We start from the raw sequence: 22,487 nt of genomic DNA on the forward strand, positions 1-22,487 counted from the left end.
AAGTTTGAAAATACCTTTGGAGCAAGATTTTAAACTATGAAACTGAAATACATTGTGATCATCGGCCTTTTTTCAACAACGATATCGGCACAGATTAAAAAAGACAGCATCCGGGAAGTGGAGCAGATCAACATTCTGGTAAAGAAAAAACTTCTGGAAAGAAAAGCAGACCGCCTTATTTTCAATGTGGAAGCATCTGTAGCTTCCCAGGGTATGGACGCTTCCGAAACCCTTGCCAATGTTCCTATGCTGAAAGTAGACGAAAACATGGGTTTGATCTCTATCACCGGAAAAAGTACGGTAAGTGTGATGATCAACGGAAGAATGCTGAATCTTTCCGGCAATGCCCTTTTAAACTACCTGAAATCCATCCGCTCGGAAAACATTGCAAAAATAGAAGTAATTACCACGCCTCCTTCGAAATATGAAGCGCAGGGCAACAGTGGTATCATCAATATTATCCTGAAAAAGAATCCCAACTTAGGTTTTAGCGGAAATATCAATACCAATCTGATCCAGAGAACTTATTCCGGTTTCAGTTCAAACGGCTCGCTTAGCTATCAGACGGAAAAATTCAGCAGCAGCCTTAAACTGACCTATTATGACTCAGCCAAACGTTCTGATGAAAATTACACCATTCTGGGGACATCCCAAAACTACAGCAATTCAGTACGACGCGATATGTGGAAGGAACTGACTCCGACTCTTAATCTTTCCTATAAAATCAGTAAAAATGCAGAGATCGGGATGGAATACATCTATGCCCATCAGAAATCCGGGATGGATATTGTTAATACAACGAAAAATATTGCTTCAGATCTTAGTGAAGAAAACCTTTTGACTAACACTTTTAACCGTGAAAAGCTTCCTACCCACACTTTAAGCGCTTACTACGATCTCAAACTGGATTCCCTTGGAAAAAAGCTGAGCATTGCCGGAAATTTTTATAAAAACAATTCTGATACTGAGGTCAGTTTTTCTACACTGAAGTCCTCAGATCAATCTGTACAGGATGTGAGAACGACTTCTTTGATTTCCCCTCAGATTTTTTCCGCTCAGGCAGACCTGGAGCTTCCGTTTTCTTTTGGGACGATCGAAACCGGAATAAAATTCAATCAGTTTAAAAACCGTTCGGATCAGAGATATTTCAATGTGAATGCAGGACAATATGTGGAAGATCTTTTAAGAGCCAATATTTTCGAATATCAGGAAGAAAACTATGCCGCCTACATCAGTTATGCGAAGTCTTTCGGGGAGCATTGGGAAATGAAGGCAGGCCTTCGCTATGAAAACACGAATGCAGAAAGCTATACCCCTTCTTCCGATTCGGGAAACCAATATAATTACGGACAATGGTTTCCATCTGCTTATGTATCCTATAAAGAAGGTAAAAATGTGTTCAGCTTTTCTTATTCCAGAAGGATCAACCGGCCAAGTATGGGCAACCTTAACCCTTTCCGCTGGTATTCGAATCCGTACTCTTATTCTTCGGGAAATCCTTTGCTGACTCCGGCTTATATCAACAACTGGGAGCTGGGATATACTTTCAACAGTAAATTTTCTGCCAGCATTTATTATCTGATGATGAAAAATGCCTTCGGACAGATCTCATATATAGATGGACTTTCACAGATCGGTACATATCTGAATTACTATAACAATAATTTCTGGGGATTGAATGCTTCTTATACGGATACTTTTTTCAAATTTTGGGAAGCCAGCATTTCGATCAATGCTTCTCTTCAGAATTCAACGGTATTCAATATTCAGGCAGAAACACAGAAAGGAAGCTCATTCAGCTACTCGATCAGCAATACGTTTACTCTGAATAAAAATAAGACTCTTGCCTTATTCCTGAATTATGATCATAGCCTTCCCTACAGAAATGTAAACTCTTATTTCTATTCTTTTCCGGAACTGACTTCAGGATTGAAAATTTCCCTTATGGAAAAGAAACTTCAGATCAATGCAACGGTTACCAACATTTTTGCCCAGAGATACCGGGGTGACAAGTATTTTACCGACAGCAGCCAGCATATGGATAATTACTGGGATGGCAGAAGCTTCCGTTTGAGTGTGAATTATACCTTCGGAGGCAGTAAAAAGAAGATCAGTAAGAAAAACATCAATTTCGAGGAAAAAGACAGAGCACAATAATTATTTAAACCATTAAGGTATAATAAGTTGTTAAGAGAATTAAGAGTTTATATCAAATTTTTACCTCTTCTTAATGGTTTAAAAACAAAAAACAGAGAATTAGTCTCTGTTTTTTTGTTTTCTCTTTCTATTACTTTAAAATTTAAATTCCACTCTTGCAAAAAGGAAACGCCCTCCAATCCCGTACTGGGAAACCTGTCTGGAATACACAAACTGATTATCCGCTGTCAAAGAGCTGATATTCGGACTTTTCGACGGAAGAATATTGAAGATATTATTACTTCCTATTGTTGATGAGATATTTTTATTAAAATCATAACCTACGGAAAGATCCGTTACAAAACGTTCATTCAGAACAAAATGCTCTCTGCTTTCGGTAACTCCGTCAAAATTGGCATCCAGCACATCAGCATCCGTCACTTTTCCGAAGTAGGAATTTCTAAGGGAAACGGTAAGGGCTGCAAGCCTCAATGTATTGGCAAGCGTAGCTTTTATACGGGGTACAGCTTCTTCAAAATACACTCGGTTAGGTTCAGAAAAATAATTATTGATCTGGCTTACCAGTTTAGGAGAAGCATGAATATCGCCGATTCTTCTGGTTTGGTTAAGATTAAGCCCAAGGTTATTTTCCAGAGATACCCCTTCCGAAATTCTTGAATTCTGAGAAATCGTAATATCTAATCCTTTTGTCTGTGAATCCACTGCATTAGCAAAGAAGTTGGCAGCGCTGGCCCTTGCAAGGTCAAATGCACTTTGCAATACCTGATCATCAGGAGTATTAACTGTTTCCGGACGGTAGAATAAATCCGTAAGCACTACTCTGTCCTTGATCTTTATGAGATAAGCATCCGCTGTAAACACCAGGCTCAAAGACGGAATCTTCCACGTAATTCCTGTACTGTACGATTGTGAAGTTTCCTGTTTCAGTTTTGGAATTCCCAAAGCTTGGGCTGCTTCGGAATTATTCCTGAAAGTTCCTACTTGTGTTGTTTGTCCCTTCTGTATCAATGTAGATGTCGAACTGTAGTAGATCTGCGCAAGAGAAGGTGCCCTGAATCCTGTGGAAACCGCTCCTCTCCAATTGAAATTTTTAGCCAGCTTCACATTGGTGGCCAGCTTATAATTAAAAGTAGAACCGAAATCTGAATAATTCTCGAAACGTACTGCTCCTTCCAACAGCCACCAGTCGGTGGGCTCAATTTCCACATCGGCGTAGGCCGCCAGACTGTTTCTGCTTCCGGAAACAGCATTATCAGGACTAAACCCTGGAAAAACCTGTGATCCGGCAGGTCTTACAGCACCGAAGAAGTCCGTTACCTTTTCATTGTCGGGAGTGGCGGCTGTTACTACACGGCCATTGATATCATAAGAAACATAGGAATTTTCGTTTCCTGCATTTACTTTATAGTTTTCATAACGGTATTCTCCTCCAAAAGCCACATTCAGGCCGTGAAGCACATCATATTTTTTGGAGAAATCAAGATTTAAAGTATTTTGTAAGAATTCTGAGCCACCTGCTTCAAATGTTCTTGGGGAATTCTCTCCCAATGAGGCATTAAATGTATTCACCACCCCAAAATTAAAGGCATTCTTTCCGAAAGTATTACTCAGATCCACATTCCAGCCATTCCATTTTCCTTTGATTCCTCCGGCTAAGGAATAATCATTCACACTGGCTTCAATTTGTGGAAGATATCCATTAGGAGTAACAGCATTGATGTTTCTTTCTGTGTTGGGCAGACGGTAAAATCCTCCGGCATTTCCTAAACGGTAGCTGTAACCTCCGAATGAATATACTTTCCAGTCTTCATTGACGGGAATTTCAGAATTGAAAAAAGCTGTGCGGACTGCAATTTAGACTGCCCTGCTCTCAGACTGAAATCTTTTCTTTCCAACCCCCGGTATTTAAGCTCGTGATCCGTAAAATCCTGGCCTAATAAGCCTTGTAATGCTGAAATACTGTTCGCTCCAGCTATCTGGTTTTTGAAATCCTGTGAAAAATAATCAACCTGTGATGCATACTGCTTAACGGTATTAATGATTTGCTGGGTATTGGGAGTATTGGTAATATTTTTATACAGTCCATCAATATTGACTCCATTCTGCAATGCCCTGTAATTAATCGCATTATAGGCATTAAAAATATTTCCCTGACGGACGCCAGCTCTTGAATAAGGATCTCTGTACTGTACGGAACCCGTTACATTAATGAAACCCTTCTCCCCGATTTTCGCCCCATAGTTAAGATCTGCAGAAATGGTCTGCCCGTCGATCCCTCCTGAGAAGTTATTGGCCACTGGCGAAGCATATCCTCCTAAAAATACCTGTCCTGAAAGTCCAAGCCTTTTCTTTAACCCTAAATTCACGACTCCTGCAATAGCGTCGGAACCATATTGGGCAGAAGCCCCGTCTCTCAGAACTTCTATTTTCTCTAAAGCAAAAGCCGGAATTGCGTTAAGATCCGTTCCTACCGAACCTCTTCCCGGAGTCAGGGTAACATTGATCAGGGATGACTGGTATCTTCTTTTCCCGTTAAGCAAAACCAGCACCTGATCCGGACCAAGTCCTCTTAAAAGAGCGGGATCTACGAAATCGGTTCCGTCATTTACCGTATGCGAGGTGGAAGAAAATGAAGGCACTACATAATTAAGCGCCTGGCTTATATTATTTACGGGACTTTGTCTCAGAATTTTAGAAATATTGATGATATCTACCGGAACCGGAGTTTCTGTAAGGGATCTTCCAGCCCCTCTGGACCCAAGGATCACCACATCATCGATCTTTTTGGAAGATACAGAATCCGTCTGCCCGAAATAAAATGCTGAAATAAAAGTTGCTGATGCTATGATTGTTTTTTTGTTGAAATTGTACATGTGTTTTTCTATTTTTTTGATTACTGATTGTTGGTTGATTTCAGGTAGTAAGATTCCTGTAACCTCTATTTGAGGTTACGATCAAAAGCCTGAATGATTGAATTATTTTTTAAAGAAGTCTAGAAACAACAACACATGCACATGTGGGTATGGCATGAGAACAGGTCAGAATAACGAAGCGGAACTTCATGATCTGAGAAACGAAATTTTAAATTGGTCTTGTGGTTTCCCTTGTCTTTAAACATTGATTTTATTTTTAAAACAAAAATGTCAAGATGGGAAGAAAATAGAGAATAAACATTTTTTCCGGGCATACCGGCTTATCTATTTTAGCACCTTGCTTGTTTTTGCAGGTTGCTATCCCATCTATGAGATTCTTGATAATTACGTGGCAAAGATATAATTATTTCGGAAATAAAAAAATAAATGCTCAAAATTTTAACTTTTCGCAAATTTCACCGTAACAAATGAGTTTTTTTACGTCTAACTGAATAGTAGTAAAAAACATTATGAAAAAAACTATATTCACGCTGTCTTTGCTGGCGTCTTTTTTTGCCTATTCACAGGAAAAAACCAATACCGGCACAGACAAGGAGAAACAGATTGAAGGCGTAGTCATTACCAAAACTAAAAAAGCCGTTGAACAGAAAGCGGACCGTACCATTTTTGATTTTTCCGAGCAGCCGCAGCTTAATAACGGGAATGTTCTGGAAGGTATCAAAAAACTTCCGGGACTGGTTTCCACCGATATCGCCGGAATGATGTACCAGGGAAAAATCCTGGATGTTTATCTGAACGGAAGACCTTTAAATATTACTTCAAACGAACTGAATTCTTTTCTTGAAGGGATGCCTGCCAACTCGGTAGACAGAATAGAAGTGATCACCCAGCCGGGAGCAGAATATCCAGCTACCTCAGGAGGTGCCATCATGAATATCATTACCAATAAGAACGCCAATAAGTATCTAACAGCAACCTATTCGGGAAATTATTCTTTTAGCAATTACGACAAATTCAGAAGCCGAACCACCAATTCTTTAAATCTGAATGCAAGAAATAAACTTTTCGGATGGCAGCTGAATGTAGGCCAGAATTACCGTGAAAGTATGCTGAATGGCGATCAGGATGTGCTTCTGCATAACAATACGGACAGAATCGGACGTGGATATTTTGCAAAATCAGGATTGACTTTTGATCTTGGGCAGGACAGATTATTGCTGAACTACGATATTTACCACAACAATAATGGCAATTATACAGCCAGTACAGGACTTGCCGACATTCCTGTAAGCCTTAATCCTCTCCAGTACCGGGAAGCTAATTATGAAGCATCCGATGTGGCTCATACCAATAACCTGAGACAGGAAGCTGTTGTAACGTATCAGAAGCGTTTCAGTGACAAGTCTCAAAAACTGGATTTCCAGTTCGGATATACCAAAGCCTCTTCTAAATTTTCCCAGGATAATTTCTTCCAGAGAGGCTTTTATACAGACCCTTGGCAGCCTTTCCTGAATGTAGGCGGAGAAAATGTACTTGATAATAAGTCGGATATGAGGGTAGCTAACTTCAAGGTAGATTATTCGCAGCCGATCAAGCTTCTGGACGGTGGAAAAGTAAGTTTAGGCGGTTTGTATGAAAGACAGGATTATGATACGGAAAGTAAAGGCCTGACCAACCTGGAATACCAGAGACAGACAGCATCTACCTACCTTGAATTTCAGGCAAAACTGAAAAAGTTTGATTTTACCTTAGGAGCAAGAGCAGAAAACTATGATATTTATGGAATTACACGAATTATAAAGGATAATGCTGTTGTAGAAAGAGATTTAACCCCTTTCAATAAATTCAAGCTTTTCCCGAATGCAAGCGTACAGTATAGCCTGATGAACCAGGTATATGTTGCAGCGAACTACAATAAAAAGATTACGCTGCCAAGCATTTCTGCCCTAAACCCGAACAACGTCATTTTTGCCAGCCCGAATACGGAAGTTACCGGTAACCCGGATCTTCAGCCTACGATCTTTGACAATTATGAATTGAAAGTTTCAGCATTTGATTATGCTTTCATCGGATACAGTGTAAGTTCTGCAAAGGATCAGGTAGCACAGATCATCATGAAAAACGGCAAAAACCTTTACAATAGGCAGGTGAATATTTCGAATATGAAAATCCACAACTTTAATGTAGGTCTTCCTATCCCTTTTATGATTTTCAGCAAGCCGATGAGCGAGATCATGAAGTTCAATTTTAATCCTGACAAGATTAATTTCATGTATCTGTATGCAGGTTATCAGAAACACGATATTGATAATTTAAACAATAAAGGATTCTGGATCTTTAATATCATGACCCAATTGCTTTTACCGAAGGATATCAAGCTGACGGCCAATTACAGCTATTTAACACCGAAAGCCGGGTATTTCTATTTTACAGCAGATAAACCATTCAATAATAACCTGGATATTACACTGACAAAAAAGTTCATGAACAACCGTCTTACCGTTTCTGTTTTCGCGAATGATATTTTCAACGGACAGGTAATGCAGGTGTATTCCAATCCGCCTGAAGGGCAGCCTGTAATGATCAGAAGTAAGTATGATACGAGAAACTTTGGAATTTCAATCAATTATAAAATTCCTACGAAGAATAAACTGGCCAAGGAAGATCCAAACATCCTGAACCAGACTAAGAAAGAAGATAGCAGCGTGATGCAGAATCCGCAGTAGTTTTCTATCCTCAATCCTAAAAATAAGGCAGTAAAAATATTTTTACTGCCTTATTTGTTTAAACAATATAATTAAAAACCGATAGTCTGGAATTTCCAGCTCAAAGTATCGATAAGGGTAAGCTGATCCGTTTGTAAAGGAAGCCCGGTGATCATTTTCAGAGCCTGCATGGCCATCATGCTTCCTACAATGCCCGGAAGTGCTCCCAAAACTCCAAGACTGTCACAGTCCGGGATATTTTCTTCAGAAGGCGGTTCGGGGAAAAGATCTCTGAGGTTCTTGCTTCCTTTGTAATTAAAAATAGCAACCTGTCCTGAAAAACCAAGTATACTTCCGTAGACTAAGGGTTTTCCTAATTCCGTACAGGTATCATTGATTAAATATCTTGTGGTAAAATTATCAGAACCGTCTACAATAATATCATACTGTGAAAGGATCTCTTCTGCATTGGAAGGGTTAATTTTTTGATCAATCCCGGTAAAATTCACCTGATGATTAAGATTTTTTACAAAAAGCTCCGCGCTTTTGACTTTTGAGATTCCAACTGTATTTTCAGCGTGAATGATCTGGCGGTTGAGATTATGAAGTTCAACCTCATCAAAATCGGCAACGCCAATATTTCCAACGCCTGCAGCCGCAAGATATTGGATGACCGGGCTACCCAAGCCTCCTGCTCCGATCACAAGAACTTTGGAATTGATGATCTTCCGCTGCCCTTCCAAACCAATTTCTTCAATAAAAATCTGCCGGCTGTATCTTGCAAAAATATCTTTGCTCATCTTATAATTGTTTTGAACCATTAAGGTTTTTTAAGGTGTTGAGAACATTAAGGTGCGCTTTGCTTTAAGATTTAAAATCTATTGATTTTTCTTAATTAAACTTAATAGCTTCAATATTCTTAATGGTTTAATTTTTCACTCCCGCTATATGTAGAGTCCCAATCTTTCATTACAGGATCATAGCCGGCTTTTCTGATAACATTTTTTACATCTTCCATGCTGCGTTCGTCGCTGGTTTCAAATTGCTCCAAAGATTCAACATCTACAGCGTAACCTCCCGGATTGGTTTTGGAAGCTGCACTCATCGTTGTAGCTCCCAGCGATATGATATTGTCTCTGAATTTTTCATTTTCCCTTGTGGATATTGAGATTTCGAGATCTTCATTCCAAATTCTGTAGGCACAGATCAATTGAAGAAGATCCTTGTCTTCCATGATAAAATTAGGCTCAATGATTCCTTCTGCCGGCCTCAGGCGTGGAAAGGAAACTGAAAATTTACTTTTCCAGTACTGTTTTTGAAGATAATCGATGTGGAGGGCATTGAAAAAACTGTCTACGCGCCAGTCTTCAAGCCCGAGCAAAACACCCAATCCGATTTTATGAATTCCCGCTCTTCCTATCCTGTCCGGTGTATCCAGCCTGAAATGGAAGTTCGATTTTTTCCTTTGGGATGATATTCTTTATAAACTTCCTGATGATAGGTTTCCTGGTAGACCAAAACCGAATAAACGCCTTCCTGATGCAGCTGCAGATATTCTTCTTCGGATAAAGGCTGTACTTCAACTGAAATATTGGCAAAATGAGGCCTCAGCAGGCGGACAGCGTTTAAAAAGTAAGAAATTCCCACTGTTTTGTTGGCTTCCCCACTCACCAAAAGTACATGATTAACTCCCATTGATTTTAAAACCGAGGCTTCAATCATCAGCTCTGTATCAGAAAGAGTTTTCCGTCTTACATTATTATCAAGGCTGAATCCACAGTAGGTACAGATATTCTGGCATTCATTGCTGAGGTACATCGGTGCATACAGCTGGATGGTTTTACCAAAGCGTTTCTGGGTAATCTGGCGGGTCATTCTGGCCATCAGTTCAAGTTCTTTTGCTGCGGCAGGGGAAATCAGGTTCAGGAAGTCGTCCAGATTTTTATGTTTTTTCTGAAGACTGTTCAGGACTTCGGAGTGGGTCACTTTCTCCAGCCGGTTTTTTACGTCTTCCCAATGATAGCGTTCAAAAACATCTTTAAAGCTGTTCATTACTTCTGTTTTATGATTCAAATAAAAAGGAGGTCAAAGGACTTGATGCTTCGGCATGATCAGCTATTACGCCCAAACCGGATTCGTATGCCCTTCTTCCGGCAATAACTCCTTCTTTAAAGGCTAAAGCCATATTCACAGGATTCTGTGCGACAGCAATGGCGGTATTAACCAGGACAGCATCTGCTCCCATTTCCATCGCTTTTGCAGCATCTGAAGGCGCTCCTATTCCGGCATCTACCACTACAGGAACGTTACTTTGACTGATAATAATTTCCAGGAAATCAAGCGTTCTCAGACCTTTATTGGTTCCAATCGGTGCTCCCAAGGGCATTACGACAGCGGTTCCTGCATCTTCGAGGCGCTTGCACAAAACAGGATCGGCATGGATGTACGGCATCACGATAAATCCGAGTCTGGCTAACTCTTCTGTGGCATATAAAGTTTCAATAGGGTCCGGAAGGAGATATTTCGGATCGGGATGAATCTCCAGTTTCACCCAGTTTGTTTCCAGGGCCTCTCTTGCAAGCTGCGCTGCCAATACCGCTTCTTTGGCTGTTCTTGCACCTGAAGTATTGGGTAAAAGATGAACTTGTGCAGGTTTTATAGCTTCCAGCAAACCATCTTCCGAAGATCCGGAATCTATTCTTTTTAAGGCCATGGTCACCATTTCACTTCCTGAAGCGATAATGGAATCGGTCATTTCCGAAAGGCTTCCGAATTTTCCTGTTCCTAAAAATAATCTGGATTCAAAAATCCGGTCTGCTATTATTAATTTCTGATTGTTCATATCATTGCTTTTTTAAATTCACTGATGACGGCCGGGCGGCTGGTGATTTCTCCCGAAACTGCAGCCCCATATATTCCAATTTGCTGAAGAAGTTCAATATCTTCAAGGACAACACCTCCTATTGCGTAGATTTTTGGAATGTCGATTGATTGTGCTTTTAAACTTTCAATAATATCCCGGTAACCTTCAAAACCAAGGATCGGGCTCAGCTGTTCCTTGGTGGAAGTGAACCTCAACGGCCCCAAACCGATATAATCACACGGCTCATTTATTCTTTGCAGGACATCTGAAGTAGTATTAGCTGTTCCTCCGATGATTTTATGGTTCCCCAGAATATCTCTCGCAATGTCAACAGGCCAATCTTTTAATCCTAAATGAACTCCGTCCGCATCAATATCTTTTGCCATCTGTACATGATCATTAATAATGTAAACGGCCTCATATTCTGAGCAAAGCTGCTTTGAAATTTCACAGAGGCAAAAAAATTCAGCTTCACCAGCATTTTTCCAACGGACCTGCACCCACTGTATGCCATGGTCCAGGGCTTTACGGATGTTGTTTTCCTGTTCTGCTTTTGTGCGTCCCTGAGATATGTATTGTAGTTTTTCCATGATTAAGTTGAATGAAAACCCAGTAAAGAAGGGTTACTTTTTAAAAATCTTTCTATATATAATTTTCCTTTCCTGCAGGCTGTTTCAAGGGTTTCTCCTTTAGCAAGGTGAGCTGTAATGGCCGAAGATAACACACATCCTGAACCGTGTTTGGGATAAAAATCAGAAGAAGCATGTGGATCTGGTTCCAATGAAATTTCTTTTCCCTGACAGATCAGAATATCTGTTCCTATTTTATCATTTCTATGGCCTCCTTTAACCAACACAGCGCAGGAACTCCCGGATGTATTGAAAAGGTCATGTTTCTGTAAAACATTATATTCATCATAATTGGGGGTAATCAGGTCAATCTTCTTTATAACATTGGTTAAAAGCGGTAAACTTTCAAGGTCAAAAAAGAAAACTCTGAAGTACTTTTTAATACCGGATCCCAAATGATCTTTATTTCTGCAGGATGCGATCGTATCTTTTCTACAATCTTTGTCAGAAACAATGCATCTTTTACTATTCCGATTTTTACGGCTTCAACAGGGTAATCTTTCATCAAAACATCTATAGCCGTTATGATCTCGTCCAAAGGCCTCCATTCTATGCTTAAACACAGGGATTCCGTCTGAACGGTCATCGCCGTGCAAACACTCAGTCCCATGACACCAAGCTGCTCAAATGTTTTAACATCAGCCAAAACACCTGCGCCACCTGAGGGATCAAATCCCGCAATACTCATCACGAAAGGGCGTTCTTTCTGCATTTTTTAAATGTATTTAATGGTTGGTTGCTATTCCAAACCGCACCTAACAGTGCTGCTCCGTCTGCTCCGTTTTCGAACACTTCACAGATGTTGTTTTCGTTAATTCCTCCCAACGCAATTAATTTTACTTCCTGGTTATTTCTATATTTCAGTTCTTCTATTAATGTTGAATCTTTCCCATAACCTTTTTTGGAGATGCTTGGAAAAACCGGACTGAAAAATGAATATTCCCATTCTTTTCCCAACTCATCATACGTTTTCATATCATGAACCGAAGTGGAAAGAATGTTTTTCCCTACATAAGACTTATAAATCCCGGCATTCCGGTCTGCTTCCCTGAAATGAAACCGGGAAATATGATGATCCTTCCCCAAATCACCATATCCGTGTAGTACCAACTGAGGATAAAACTCCTTATCGATACGATACAGGAAATTTTTCATTTCTTCCCGGCTTATCTTGGGCTTTCTTATATGAAGCAGATCCAATCCTTCCCGAAACATTTGGTTGATGACCTCTGGCTCGTTTTGAACCATTGTTTCGGGAGTGATAACGAGGATCATATATAAATTTCTTTTCCTTTTTCTATAAATTCCTGGGATTTATCCAGCATTCCTTTTTCTGCAGAATCGCGGATCTCCTGGGTAATTTTCATAGAGCAGAATTTCGGACCGCACATGGAACAGAAGTGGGCAATTTTAGCACCTTCCGCCGGAAGTGTTTCGTCATGATAAGCTCTGGCCGTATCAGGATCCAGCGAAAGGTTGAACTGGTCTTCCCAACGGAATTCAAACCTGGCTTTGCTTAATGCATTATCCCGGTATTGTGCTCCGGGATGGCCTTTTGCCAGATCTGCAGCATGGGCAGCTAATTTATAAGTGATCACCCCTACTTTTACATCTTCTTTATTGGGAAGTCCTAAATGTTCTTTCGGGGTTACATAGCAAAGCATTGCGCATCCGAACCAGCCGATCATCGCCGCTCCTATTCCGGAAGTAATATGGTCGTAACCCGGCGCAATATCTGTCGTTAAAGGCCCTAAAGTGTAAAATGGTGCTTCGTGGCATTCTTCCAGCTGCTTATCCATATTTTCCTTGATCATATGCATCGGTACATGACCGGGACCTTCGATCATCACCTGTACGTTGTGTTTCCAGGCAATTTTGGTCAGCTCACCTAAGGTTTCCAGTTCTGCAAACTGGGCAGCATCATTGGCATCTGCAATAGATCCCGGACGGAGGCCGTCTCCCAGAGAAAAAGCCACATCATATTTCTTCATGATCTCGCAAATCTCTTCGAAATGGGTGTACAGAAAGTTTTCCTTATGATGGTAAAGACACCATTTAGCCATGATGGAACCTCCTCTTGAAACAATTCCAGTTACCCTTTTAGCCGTAAGGTGAATGTATCTTAATAAAACTCCCGCATGAATGGTAAAGTAAGATACTCCCTGCTCTGCCTGTTCGATCAATGTATCTTTAAAAACTTCCCAGGTAAGATCTTCGGGAACGCCTTTTACTTTTTCCAGAGCCTGGTAGATGGGAACGGTACCAATAGGAACCGGACTGTTCCTGATGATCCACTCTCTTGTTTCGTGAATATTTTTCCCTGTGGATAGATCCATAATGGTATCTGCTCCCCAACGGCACGCCCAAACTGCTTTTTCCACTTCTTCTTCAATACTGGATGAAACGGCACTATTCCCGATATTGGCATTAATTTTAACCAGGAAATTTCTTCCGATGATCATCGGTTCACTTTCCGGATGATTAATGTTATTCGGAATAATCGCTCTTCCGGCAGCAATTTCATCCCTTACAAATTCCGGGGTGATTTTACTTTTTGGGGTATTGGCTCCAAAACTGTTTCCGGGATGCTGACATGCCATTTCACTGGAAACGGATTCCAGCTGCTCAATCCTCTGGTTTTCCCTGATCGCTACATATTCCATTTCAGCAGTGATGATTCCCTGTTTTGCATAATAGAGCTGCGTAAGTTCAGATCCTTCTTTTGCTACTTTGGGTTTGTGATCGTAGGCAAAACGCAGATCATCCAGACGCGGATCTGCGAGGCGGGCCTTTCCGTATTCTGACGTGATTCCGTTCAGGATATCCACATCTTTTCTGTCCAGGATCCATTGCTCCCTGATTCTCGGAAGTCCTTTCATGATGTCAATAGATGCATTTTCGTCTGTGTAGGGACCTGAAGTATCATAAATGGTTACCGGAGGATTATTTTCCAAAGTTCCATTGCTAAGCCTGGTAGGGCTGAGATGAATCTCACGCATTGCTACGCTGACAGGATGTATTTTTCCTTCAACATAAATTTTCCTGGCGTTCGGAAATGGCGAACAGGTGATTGAATGAGCCATAAGTTTTTGTTTTGTTAATGAGAATTATCCACCCTGAGTGGCGGTAATGATTAAAACTGAATCTTTGTCTTTAAGGAGTGTTTCTGCCCAGGCGGACAGTGGAATAATACGGTTGTTGAGAGCTACAGCAATCCCTTTTCTCTTTCCGGGTATTTCCATAGCCATCAGTGCTTCCAGATTGTCGGGAAGTACTTCAAATGTTTTCGTTGTGTGGTTGATTGTAAGTTCCATTCCTAATTTTTTATATCCTTTAGGAATGGCCCTTATTGTACAATAGAATGTACAGCAAAAGTCATTTACTTTTCCCTACGCTGGTATAATCCAGATCAGGTTCAAAGGGTAAAGTCTCAGTCTGCAGATTTGCAGACACCCCTAAAGTTGTGACGAAGTTAGACATTTTTTCAGAATGGGCAAAATTAAGTTTCAAAAAAACGAAAGCCCGGAATTGTCAACAAAATTTATATAAAAAAAGTCCTGCAAAAAATTGCAGGACCATTTTATTCTTCACAAGCTCTCCAGATCGCATCATTCTGCGGGACCGGGGCTATAATTTCAATACTTTCTTTAGTAACGGGATGAATAAATTCCAGTTTCCGCGCGTGAAGGTTGATTCCTCCATCGGGATTGGAGCGGGGAGCTCCGTATTTCAGATCTCCTTTTATCGGAACTCCGGTTTTCGACAGCTGGGCACGGATCTGGTGATGCCTTCCGGTTTCAAGATCAATTTCAAGAAGCAGATAATTATCAAGCGTTTTAATCACATGATAAGTCAGGATTGCTTCTTTTGCTCCTTCTGTTGCTTTAGGAAAAACAATGGCTTTATTATTCTTTTCATTTTTCTTCAGGTAATGAACAAGCCTTTGACTTTGAGGAATCATTTCTTTTCCTACAACAGCCCAGTATGTTTTCTTAACCTCCCTGTTCTTTACCATCTGTGTAAGACGGGAAAGCGCTTTGGAAGTTTTAGCATAAATAACCAGTCCTGAAGTAGGCCGGTCTATACGGTGAACCAGGCCGAGAAAAACATTTCCAGGCTTGGCATCTCTTTTTTTATAAAATTTTTAATGGACTCCAGTAAAGATTCATCACCGGTTTTGTCGCCCTGAACAAGCTGTCCTACTTTTTTGTTGACTACCAAAAGATGGTTGTCTTCATATACAATCTGCTCCTCCATATCTTATGAACGCCTTGGCCTGTTGGTAAGGGAAATAGCTACTCCTACAAAAAGACCAATTGTTTTAAGCATTACAAATTTAGAATCTTCCGGCAAAAATGCACCTCCTACACAGAGTACAGCTGTCCCATACATAGCATACATGAAGTTTTTATTGATAAGCATAGGGGCCTGAACGAAAAAACTCGCTCCGATTAACACATAAAAAACTTTTTTGTAAAGAAGGTTATTGATCTCCGGAGAAAATAAATTAAACCAGCCAATCACCATACATATAATGGCTGCAATTGATAAAATCCCCTGAATAGTCTGTTGATTCTGCATCAATTAGTAGCTTTCATTTTCATTAGGGAACTCCACACTTTTTACATCTTTTACGTATTGGGCTACAGCTCCTGTAATCTCCGTGTACAGGTCAAGATATCTTCTTAAAAATTTCGGACTGAAACCTTTGTTCATTCCAACCATGTCGTGATATACAAGAACCTGTCCGTCACAGTCGGGGCCAGCTCCGATTCCAATAGTCGGGATAGAAATGCTTTCAGATACTTTTTTAGCCAGATCAGCAGGAATTTTCTCCAGAACTACTGCAAAACAGCCTAATTCTTCTAAAAGCTGCGCATCAGAAATTAATTTCTCAGCTTCCGCTTCGTCTTTGGCTCTTACTTTATAGGTTCCGAATTTATAGATCGACTGTGGCGTCAACCCTAAATGTCCCATAACAGGAATTCCGGCGTTGATGATTTTTTTAATAGATTTAGAAATTTCTTTTCCTCCTTCAATTTTTACAGCATGTGCTCCTCCTTCTTTCATCATTCTCACTGCAGACTCCAATGCTTTCTCAGGATTACTCTGGTAGGTTCCGAATGGAAGATCGGCTACGACAAGAGCTCTGTCCGTTCCTCTTACCACACTTTGAGAATGGTAGATCATCTGGTCTAATGTGATGGGCAATGTAGTTTCAAAGCCCGCCATAACATTGGCCGCAGAATCTCCGATCAGAATGGCATCAACTCCTCCTGCATCCACCATCTTGGCAGTGGTAAAATCGTATGCAGTAAGCATTGTTATCTTTTCCTTGTCGAATTTCATTTTTCGCAAGGTTTCAGTCGTAACTTTTTTAATTTCAGAGTGAACAGACATAATTTATCTATTTTTTAAAAGTTAAAAAGTCGGCTTTCGCCGACTTAAGTTGTTGTATGATGTTTATAAAACTACGTGACCTAGTTTCATCAGTTTGTCGTGGTTCAATATTTTGATGTTTCTTCCGTCCACTTCTATGAGACTGTCCTGTTTGAATTCGGAGATTAAACGGATGGCACTTTCGGTGGCGGTACCAATAATGTTGGCAATTTCTTCCCTGGTGAGCGAAATTTTAATAAAGCCCTCAGGATCTACGCCTAATTTCTGTTCCAGAAGAATTAGGATTTCTGCCAGTCTTTCTCTTACTGTTTTCTGTGCAAGGAAAGTAATGGTATTGGATGATTCTCCCAATTCGTAGGAAATCTTCTGAAGCATTGCAAAAGAAAGCTGCGGGTCTACCTCCAGAAGGTACATGAAAACATCTGCCGGAAGGAAAATGCATTCAATGTCTGTCATAGCCTCAGCCTTTGCCTGGAAATTTTCCCCGCAAAGTAATGAACGATAGCCGATAATATCCCCCTCTTTGATAAATCTTAAGATCTGGTCTTTTCCAAAAGCTCCGGACTTTGAAAGCTTTGCGGCTCCTTTTTCTAAAACGTATACTCCTTTTGGCGTTTCCCCGTCCTCGAAAATGGTGTCGTGCTTTTGAAAACTTAGTTTTTTCTTACTGCTAATATATTTTTCAAAATCAGTGCTAGAAAGTCTTTCCTTAAATGATTTATCATTAAAAACTCTGGCGAACCTCTCTTCAATTGCAATCTGTTGTTCCTGCGACATTTTATATGACATTTATCACAAAAATAGAACATTTTAACGCGATAAACAAAAAAATTTGTTATAATTTTGTAGTTCAATATTTTATGGTGGTGAGCGAGAACTGTTTTCATTGTGGTCAAGGTATAGAAAAGGAGCGGATTTTATTCGATGAAAAGACTTTCTGTTGCAACGGCTGCAAGTCTGTTTACGAAATTCTGAATATCAATAATTTAACCAATTTCTACGAACTTAATAAAAGGGCAGGAATTCGTCCAAGTGATGAAAACTCTTCCCAGTTCGACTATCTTGACACTCCGGAAATCTTTGAAAAGATTACGGATTTCTCAGAAGGAAACACCAGTCTCGTTACTTTCAAAATACCCGTAATACATTGTTCTTCATGCATATGGCTTTTGGAAAGTCTTCACACCCTGAATGAACACATCAAGTATTCGCAGGTGAATTTCACCAGAAAAACCCTGCAGATTTCTTTCAACCATAATGATCTGAAATTAAGCGAACTAGCTAATTTCTTAACCAATCTTGGTTACAAACCTGTTATCAGCCTTGAAACAGCCGATAAAAATGTAGATCACCTCGATAAATCCCTTCTCATCAAATTTGCCATTGCCGGATTCGCATTCGGAAACGGAATGTTCCTTGCTTTCCCTGAATATGTAGGTGGCGAAGATTACTGGATGGAGCATTATAAGGGACTTTTCAGAACGCTGATGTTCCTTCTGGCGTGCCCTGTCGTATTTTATTCTGCTTCAGATTATTATAAATCGGCGTGGTATGGACTAAAAAACAAGATTGTTAACATAGATGTTCCTATTGTTCTGGGAATTTTCGTTCTTTTCGGACGAAGTATCTATGAAGTGGCTACAGATTATGGACCTGGATATTTTGACACACTGTGTGGTCTTCTGTTCTTCATGCTGATGGGGAAAATTTTCCAGAAAAGAACCTACAGCGCTCTATCTTATGACAGAGACTACAAATCGTTTTACCCTATTGCAGTTACCAAAGTAGACTTTGAAGGAAAACAGGATAACATCCTCCTTTCTGAAATCAAAGTTGGAGACAGAATTTTGGTAAGAAACCAGGAAATCATTCCGGTGGATGCTATTTTGATCAACGGAGAAGGAAATATTGACAACAGTTTTATTACAGGAGAAAGTGAAAGCATCAGCAAACAGCCTGGTGACAAGATATTCGCCGGAGGAAAGCAAATCGGCTCTTCACTGGAACTGGAAGTCATCAAAGATGTTGACCAGAGTTACCTTACCCAGCTCTGGAATAAGGAAGCCTTTAAGAAACACGAAACAGGCCTTGATACATTAACGAACAATGTCAGCAAATATTTCACATTCATTATTTTAGGCATTGCGTTGGTTTCGGGGATTTACTGGGCTTTTATTGATCTGAAAATCATGTTCCAGGTGATTTCGGCTATTCTTATCATCGCCTGCCCATGCGCCCTGGCACTTTCCGCACCGTTTACGTTCGGGCACATTATGAGAATCCTGGGCCGGAATAAGTTTTATGTAAAAGATACTTTAACGATTGAGAAGATTGCAAAACTGGATACAATAGTTTTTGACAAAACGGGAACCATTACGCACAGAAAAAAATCGAATATCAGATATGAAGGTTCCGAAATTAATGAATTTGATGAACTGAATATCAAAACATTATTAAAAAACTCCAACCACCCGCTATCCAAGTCTCTTTATGAATTCATAGAGGTTACCGACAACTATTTCCCTGTTGAACATTTCCGGGAAATTTCCGGGAAAGGATATGAGGCAAGCATAAGAGGAAGTGTTTACAAGATCGGTTCTGCCCGTTACAACGATCAGGAGCCTAAAAATCTTGAAACAGCGGTTTACATCAGTAGAAATGGTGAATTCCTGGGTAAATTTATTTTTAAGAATGAATACCGCCCTAAATTAAAGGAACTGTTTACAAAGCTTACCAGCTACAAAATATTCATCCTGAGCGGGGACAATTCTTCTGAAGAGAACCAGCTTAAGGAACTTATCCCGAACTACAAAGGAATGGCGTTTAACCAGAGCCCGGAAGACAAGCTTAATTACATCAAAAGCCTTCAGGATCAGAATATGAAAGTCGCTATGCTTGGTGACGGACTGAATGATGCAGGCGCGCTGAAACAAAGTAATGTGGGAATTGCTATCGCAGACGACACCAACAGCTTCACTCCTTCTTCCGATGTGATCATGAACGGCGATAAAGTAGTTACCCTGGACAATTACCTGAATGTTTGCAAAGGCTCGATCACTATTGTAAAAATGACATTCATAATCAGTTTTCTATACAATATCGTCGGTTTAAGTTACGCAGTTACAGGCCATATGCATCCGCTCTTCGCAGCAATCATCATGCCAATCAGTTCCATAACGGTAGTTACATTCACTACACTTTCGACCTGGATTCTGGGCCGGAAATATTTCAAAAAACAGGCGTAAAGGCCCTTATTTAGACTGATTTTAAATTAGCTGAAATCGGCATTTATTGATGAATGTCATTATTTTTCACTAAATTTGAACCCCGAAAATAGGTTAATTTTGTTGTCCAATGGATATTCTATATTTAATGATCCTCTGCAGTGTTTCTTTGGCTGCGATTTTCCTGGTCGTATTTATAGTGTATGCCCGAAAAGGACAGTTTGAAGATGACGAATCTCCGGCTGTCAGAATCCTTTTTGATAATGGAGAAATCAAGGAAAAGGAGGAAAGCGGCGACAAAGATAAAGACGATAAAAAGATAGGAGAGAATAATAAAATTGAAGAAAAAAGTGAATAGTTGATATGGAAACACAAAAGTTTAGTTATGACAACAGTATTGTCCGTGCGTTCCTTTATGCGACCTTAGTTTTCGGTCTTATAGGATTTACGTTCGGGCTTACGGCGGCATTAATGCTTTTCTACCCGGAATTGCCGGAATTTTTATTCGGTACAGATGATACAACCATCAAAAGCCTTGCATCAGGCAATATTCAAGGGTTAATAAACACTCATGGTGCATTTGGTTTTGGTAGAATCAGAATGCTTCATACCAATACCGTGATCTGGGCATTTGTATGTAATATCGTTTATACCGGTATTTATTACTCATTGCAGAGATTATTAAAAACAAGAATGTACAGCGATACATTATCATGGTTACATTTCTGGACTTGGCAGTTTATGATCGTTGCTACGTTCGTTACGTTCTTTATGGGGATCAATACTTCAAAAGAATATGCTGAGCACGAGTGGCCGATCGATATATTGATTGCATTCTCTTGGATTATTTTCGGGATCAACATGTTCATGACCATTGCAAAAAGAAGGGTAAGACACCTTTATGTAGCGATCTGGTTCTACATCGGAACATGGATTGCAGTGGCAATGCTTCACATCTTCAATAACCTTGAAGTTCCTTTATCTTTCGCAGGCTGGAAATCTTATTCGGCATATGCAGGGGTAAAAGATGCTATTGTACAGTGGTGGTACGGTCACAATGCGGTTGCATTCGTACTGACAACTCCGGTTCTTGGTTTAATGTATTACTTCTTACCGAAGGCAGCAGACAGACCGGTATTCTCCTATAAACTGTCTATTATTCACTTCTGGTCATTAATTTTTGTATATATCTGGGCTGGTCCTCACCACCTTCAGTATACAGCTCTTCCTGCATGGGCGCAGGCTGTGGGAACTGGTTTCTCTATCATGCTTATCGCACCGTCATGGGGAGGGATGCTTAACGGACTTCTTACCCTGAGAGGAGCATGGGATAAGGTAAGAGAAAATCCTATCCTGAAGTTCTTCGTGGTAGCTGTTACCTGCTATGGTATGGCAACATTTGAAGGACCGCTTTTAGCAACAAAAAACATCAACAAAATTGGTCACTTTACAGACTGGGTTATCGGTCACGTACACTTAGGAGCTCTTGGATGGAATGGTTTCATGGCATTCGGGGTTATCTATTACCTGGTACCAATTATGTGGAGAACCAAAATTTGGTCTGTAAAATTAGCTAACTGGCATTTCTGGTTAGGAACTTTAGGAATTATTTTCTATGCAGTACCAATGTATATTTCAGGATTTACACAAGGTTTAATGTGGAAGCAGTTCAACCCGGACGGTACTTTGATGTACAAAAACTGGTTGGATACCGTAACTGCAATCATTCCTTACTTCAAAATGAGATTCTTAGGAGGTGCATTCTACATTTCCGGAGCTATCCTGATGATCGTTAACGTAATTGCTACGGTAAGAAAAGGTTCTTTCCAGAAAGAAGTTCCAGCTGAAGCGCCTGCATTGGCCAACATCGGAAACAAACGTAAAGAAGGAGAAGGTACTCACTTATGGCTTGAAAGAATGCCAGTATTATTAGGTATTCTATCTTTCTTCACGATTTCCATCGGTAGTTCGGTTGAAATTATCCCTACCTTATCTCTAAAGAAAAGTGTACCAACAATTTCAGCTGTAAAACCATATTCACCGCTTGAACTTGAAGGTAGAGATATTTATATCCGTGAAGGATGTAATGCTTGTCACTCTCAAATGATCAGACCTTTCCGTGATGAAATTACCAGATTCAACGGTAAAAACGGACAGTATTCTAAAGCGGGAGAATTCGTTTATGACAGACCATTCTTATGGGGTTCTAAAAGAACAGGACCGGATTTGCACAGAGAAGGAGGGAAAAATCCAAGTTCTTGGCATTACAAGCACATGTATAACCCAAGATCTACTTCTGCAGGTTCTATCATGCCTCGTTATCCTTGGTTAATTGCTACCAACCTGGACAGATCCAAAATGGTAGACAAAATGAAGCTGATGAAGAACACGTTTGAGGTTCCTTATACCAAAGCTGAAATAGATTCTGCCAATTCATGGGCAGACAACCAATCGAAGAAAATTGTAAAAGATATCTTCTCTGAAGCCAATGACCTTAAAGTGGCCTACGCTAAGAGACCTCAGGGAGAACTTGAGAAAAAAGAGATTGTAGCTCTTATTTCTTTCCTTCAGAGATTAGGAACAGATATCAAGACGACAGAAATAAAAACAGCAAGTACTAACTAAACATTAAAAGG

At 40.2% G+C, this 22,487-nt stretch carries 16 protein-coding genes, 3 pseudogenes and 2 riboswitches; of the genes and pseudogenes, 5 read left to right on the forward strand and 14 right to left on the reverse strand.

Features of this window, described 5'->3' with window-relative positions; all coding sequences use genetic code 11:
• Positions 1-36: 36 nt before the first annotated feature.
• Entirely contained in the window at positions 37-2,157 is a 2,121-nt protein-coding gene (locus tag N4G44_RS00480) for a TonB-dependent receptor domain-containing protein (RefSeq protein WP_474924188.1), read from the forward strand.
• 135 nt (positions 2,158-2,292) lie between these two features.
• Here N4G44_RS00480 and N4G44_RS00485 read toward each other — a convergent pair.
• A pseudogene (locus N4G44_RS00485) lies at positions 2,293-5,030 on the reverse strand (TonB-dependent receptor plug domain-containing protein).
• A 290-nt stretch (positions 5,031-5,320) separates the two neighbouring features.
• Positions 5,321-5,419: riboswitch (SAM-I-IV-variant riboswitch) on the reverse strand.
• A 120-nt stretch (positions 5,420-5,539) separates the two neighbouring features.
• Here N4G44_RS00485 and N4G44_RS00490 point away from each other — a divergent pair.
• Positions 5,540-7,756 carry an outer membrane beta-barrel protein gene (locus N4G44_RS00490; protein WP_474924190.1) on the forward strand — a complete coding sequence of 739 codons (2,217 nt, stop codon included), beginning with the start codon at positions 5,540-5,542 and terminating at the stop codon, positions 7,754-7,756.
• 71 nt (positions 7,757-7,827) lie between these two features.
• Here N4G44_RS00490 and N4G44_RS00495 read toward each other — a convergent pair whose 3' ends face one another.
• The 13 genes and pseudogenes from N4G44_RS00495 to N4G44_RS00555 form a co-directional block, all read right to left on the reverse strand.
• The gene (locus tag N4G44_RS00495; protein ID WP_474924192.1) at positions 7,828-8,535 is read right to left on the reverse strand and encodes a HesA/MoeB/ThiF family protein; all 708 of its coding nucleotides are present in this window, start codon (positions 8,533-8,535) and stop codon (positions 7,828-7,830) included.
• A gap of 119 nt (positions 8,536-8,654) precedes the next feature.
• Positions 8,655-9,787 (reverse strand): annotated as a pseudogene (gene thiH, locus N4G44_RS00500) (2-iminoacetate synthase ThiH).
• Positions 9,788-9,797: 10 nt separating this feature from the next.
• Positions 9,798-10,577 (reverse strand): thiazole synthase, encoded by a 780-nt coding sequence (locus N4G44_RS00505; RefSeq protein ID WP_474924196.1) that lies wholly within the window; start codon positions 10,575-10,577, stop codon positions 9,798-9,800.
• A complete protein-coding gene (locus tag N4G44_RS00510; RefSeq protein WP_474924198.1) occupies positions 10,574-11,188 on the reverse strand; it encodes a thiamine phosphate synthase in 615 nt (204 codons plus the stop codon). The genes N4G44_RS00505 and N4G44_RS00510 overlap by 4 nt, the downstream gene beginning before the upstream one ends.
• Positions 11,189-11,190: 2 nt before the next feature.
• Positions 11,191-11,622 (reverse strand): bifunctional hydroxymethylpyrimidine kinase/phosphomethylpyrimidine kinase, encoded by a 432-nt coding sequence (locus N4G44_RS00515; protein WP_474924200.1) that lies wholly within the window; start codon positions 11,620-11,622, stop codon positions 11,191-11,193.
• Positions 11,556-11,939, reverse strand: a complete 384-nt coding sequence (locus N4G44_RS00520) for a bifunctional hydroxymethylpyrimidine kinase/phosphomethylpyrimidine kinase (protein WP_474924202.1) — start codon at positions 11,937-11,939, stop codon at positions 11,556-11,558. The genes N4G44_RS00515 and N4G44_RS00520 overlap by 67 nt, the downstream gene beginning before the upstream one ends.
• Positions 11,915-12,502, reverse strand: a complete 588-nt coding sequence (locus N4G44_RS00525) for a thiamine phosphate synthase (protein WP_474924204.1) — start codon at positions 12,500-12,502, stop codon at positions 11,915-11,917. The genes N4G44_RS00520 and N4G44_RS00525 overlap by 25 nt, the downstream gene beginning before the upstream one ends.
• Entirely contained in the window at positions 12,499-14,310 is a 1,812-nt protein-coding gene (gene thiC, locus N4G44_RS00530) for a phosphomethylpyrimidine synthase ThiC (protein ID WP_474924206.1), read from the reverse strand. Before thiC ends, N4G44_RS00525 begins: the two co-directional genes overlap by 4 nt.
• 24 nt (positions 14,311-14,334) lie before the next feature.
• A complete protein-coding gene (gene thiS / locus N4G44_RS00535) occupies positions 14,335-14,541 on the reverse strand; it encodes a sulfur carrier protein ThiS (protein WP_474924207.1) in 207 nt (68 codons plus the stop codon).
• A 55-nt stretch (positions 14,542-14,596) separates the two neighbouring features.
• Positions 14,597-14,694, reverse strand: a riboswitch (TPP riboswitch).
• Positions 14,695-14,807: 113 nt separating this feature from the next.
• A pseudogene (locus tag N4G44_RS00540) lies at positions 14,808-15,484 on the reverse strand (RluA family pseudouridine synthase).
• A gap of 3 nt (positions 15,485-15,487) precedes the next feature.
• On the reverse strand, positions 15,488-15,808 hold the full coding sequence (locus tag N4G44_RS00545) for a hypothetical protein (RefSeq protein ID WP_474924208.1): 321 nt from the start codon (positions 15,806-15,808) through the stop codon (positions 15,488-15,490).
• 3 nt (positions 15,809-15,811) lie between these two features.
• The gene (gene panB / locus N4G44_RS00550; protein WP_040999307.1) at positions 15,812-16,627 is read right to left on the reverse strand and encodes a 3-methyl-2-oxobutanoate hydroxymethyltransferase; all 816 of its coding nucleotides are present in this window, start codon (positions 16,625-16,627) and stop codon (positions 15,812-15,814) included.
• A 63-nt stretch (positions 16,628-16,690) separates the two neighbouring features.
• A complete protein-coding gene (locus N4G44_RS00555) occupies positions 16,691-17,404 on the reverse strand; it encodes a Crp/Fnr family transcriptional regulator (RefSeq protein WP_048500919.1) in 714 nt (237 codons plus the stop codon).
• Positions 17,405-17,493: 89 nt separating this feature from the next.
• Between N4G44_RS00555 and N4G44_RS00560 the strand changes: the two genes are divergently transcribed.
• From N4G44_RS00560 to ccoN, 3 genes are all read left to right on the forward strand, one after another.
• Positions 17,494-19,872: a heavy metal translocating P-type ATPase gene (locus N4G44_RS00560; protein ID WP_474924209.1), complete on the forward strand. Its 2,379-nt coding sequence runs from the start codon at positions 17,494-17,496 to the stop codon at positions 19,870-19,872.
• A gap of 109 nt (positions 19,873-19,981) precedes the next feature.
• A complete protein-coding gene (ccoS, locus tag N4G44_RS00565; protein ID WP_073065979.1) occupies positions 19,982-20,209 on the forward strand; it encodes a cbb3-type cytochrome oxidase assembly protein CcoS in 228 nt (75 codons plus the stop codon).
• A 5-nt stretch (positions 20,210-20,214) separates the two neighbouring features.
• On the forward strand, positions 20,215-22,476 hold the full coding sequence (gene ccoN, locus N4G44_RS00570; protein WP_040999301.1) for a cytochrome-c oxidase, cbb3-type subunit I: 2,262 nt from the start codon (positions 20,215-20,217) through the stop codon (positions 22,474-22,476).
• Positions 22,477-22,487 lie beyond the last annotated feature (11 nt).

The organism is Chryseobacterium sp. GTID13, from assembly GCF_056172655.1.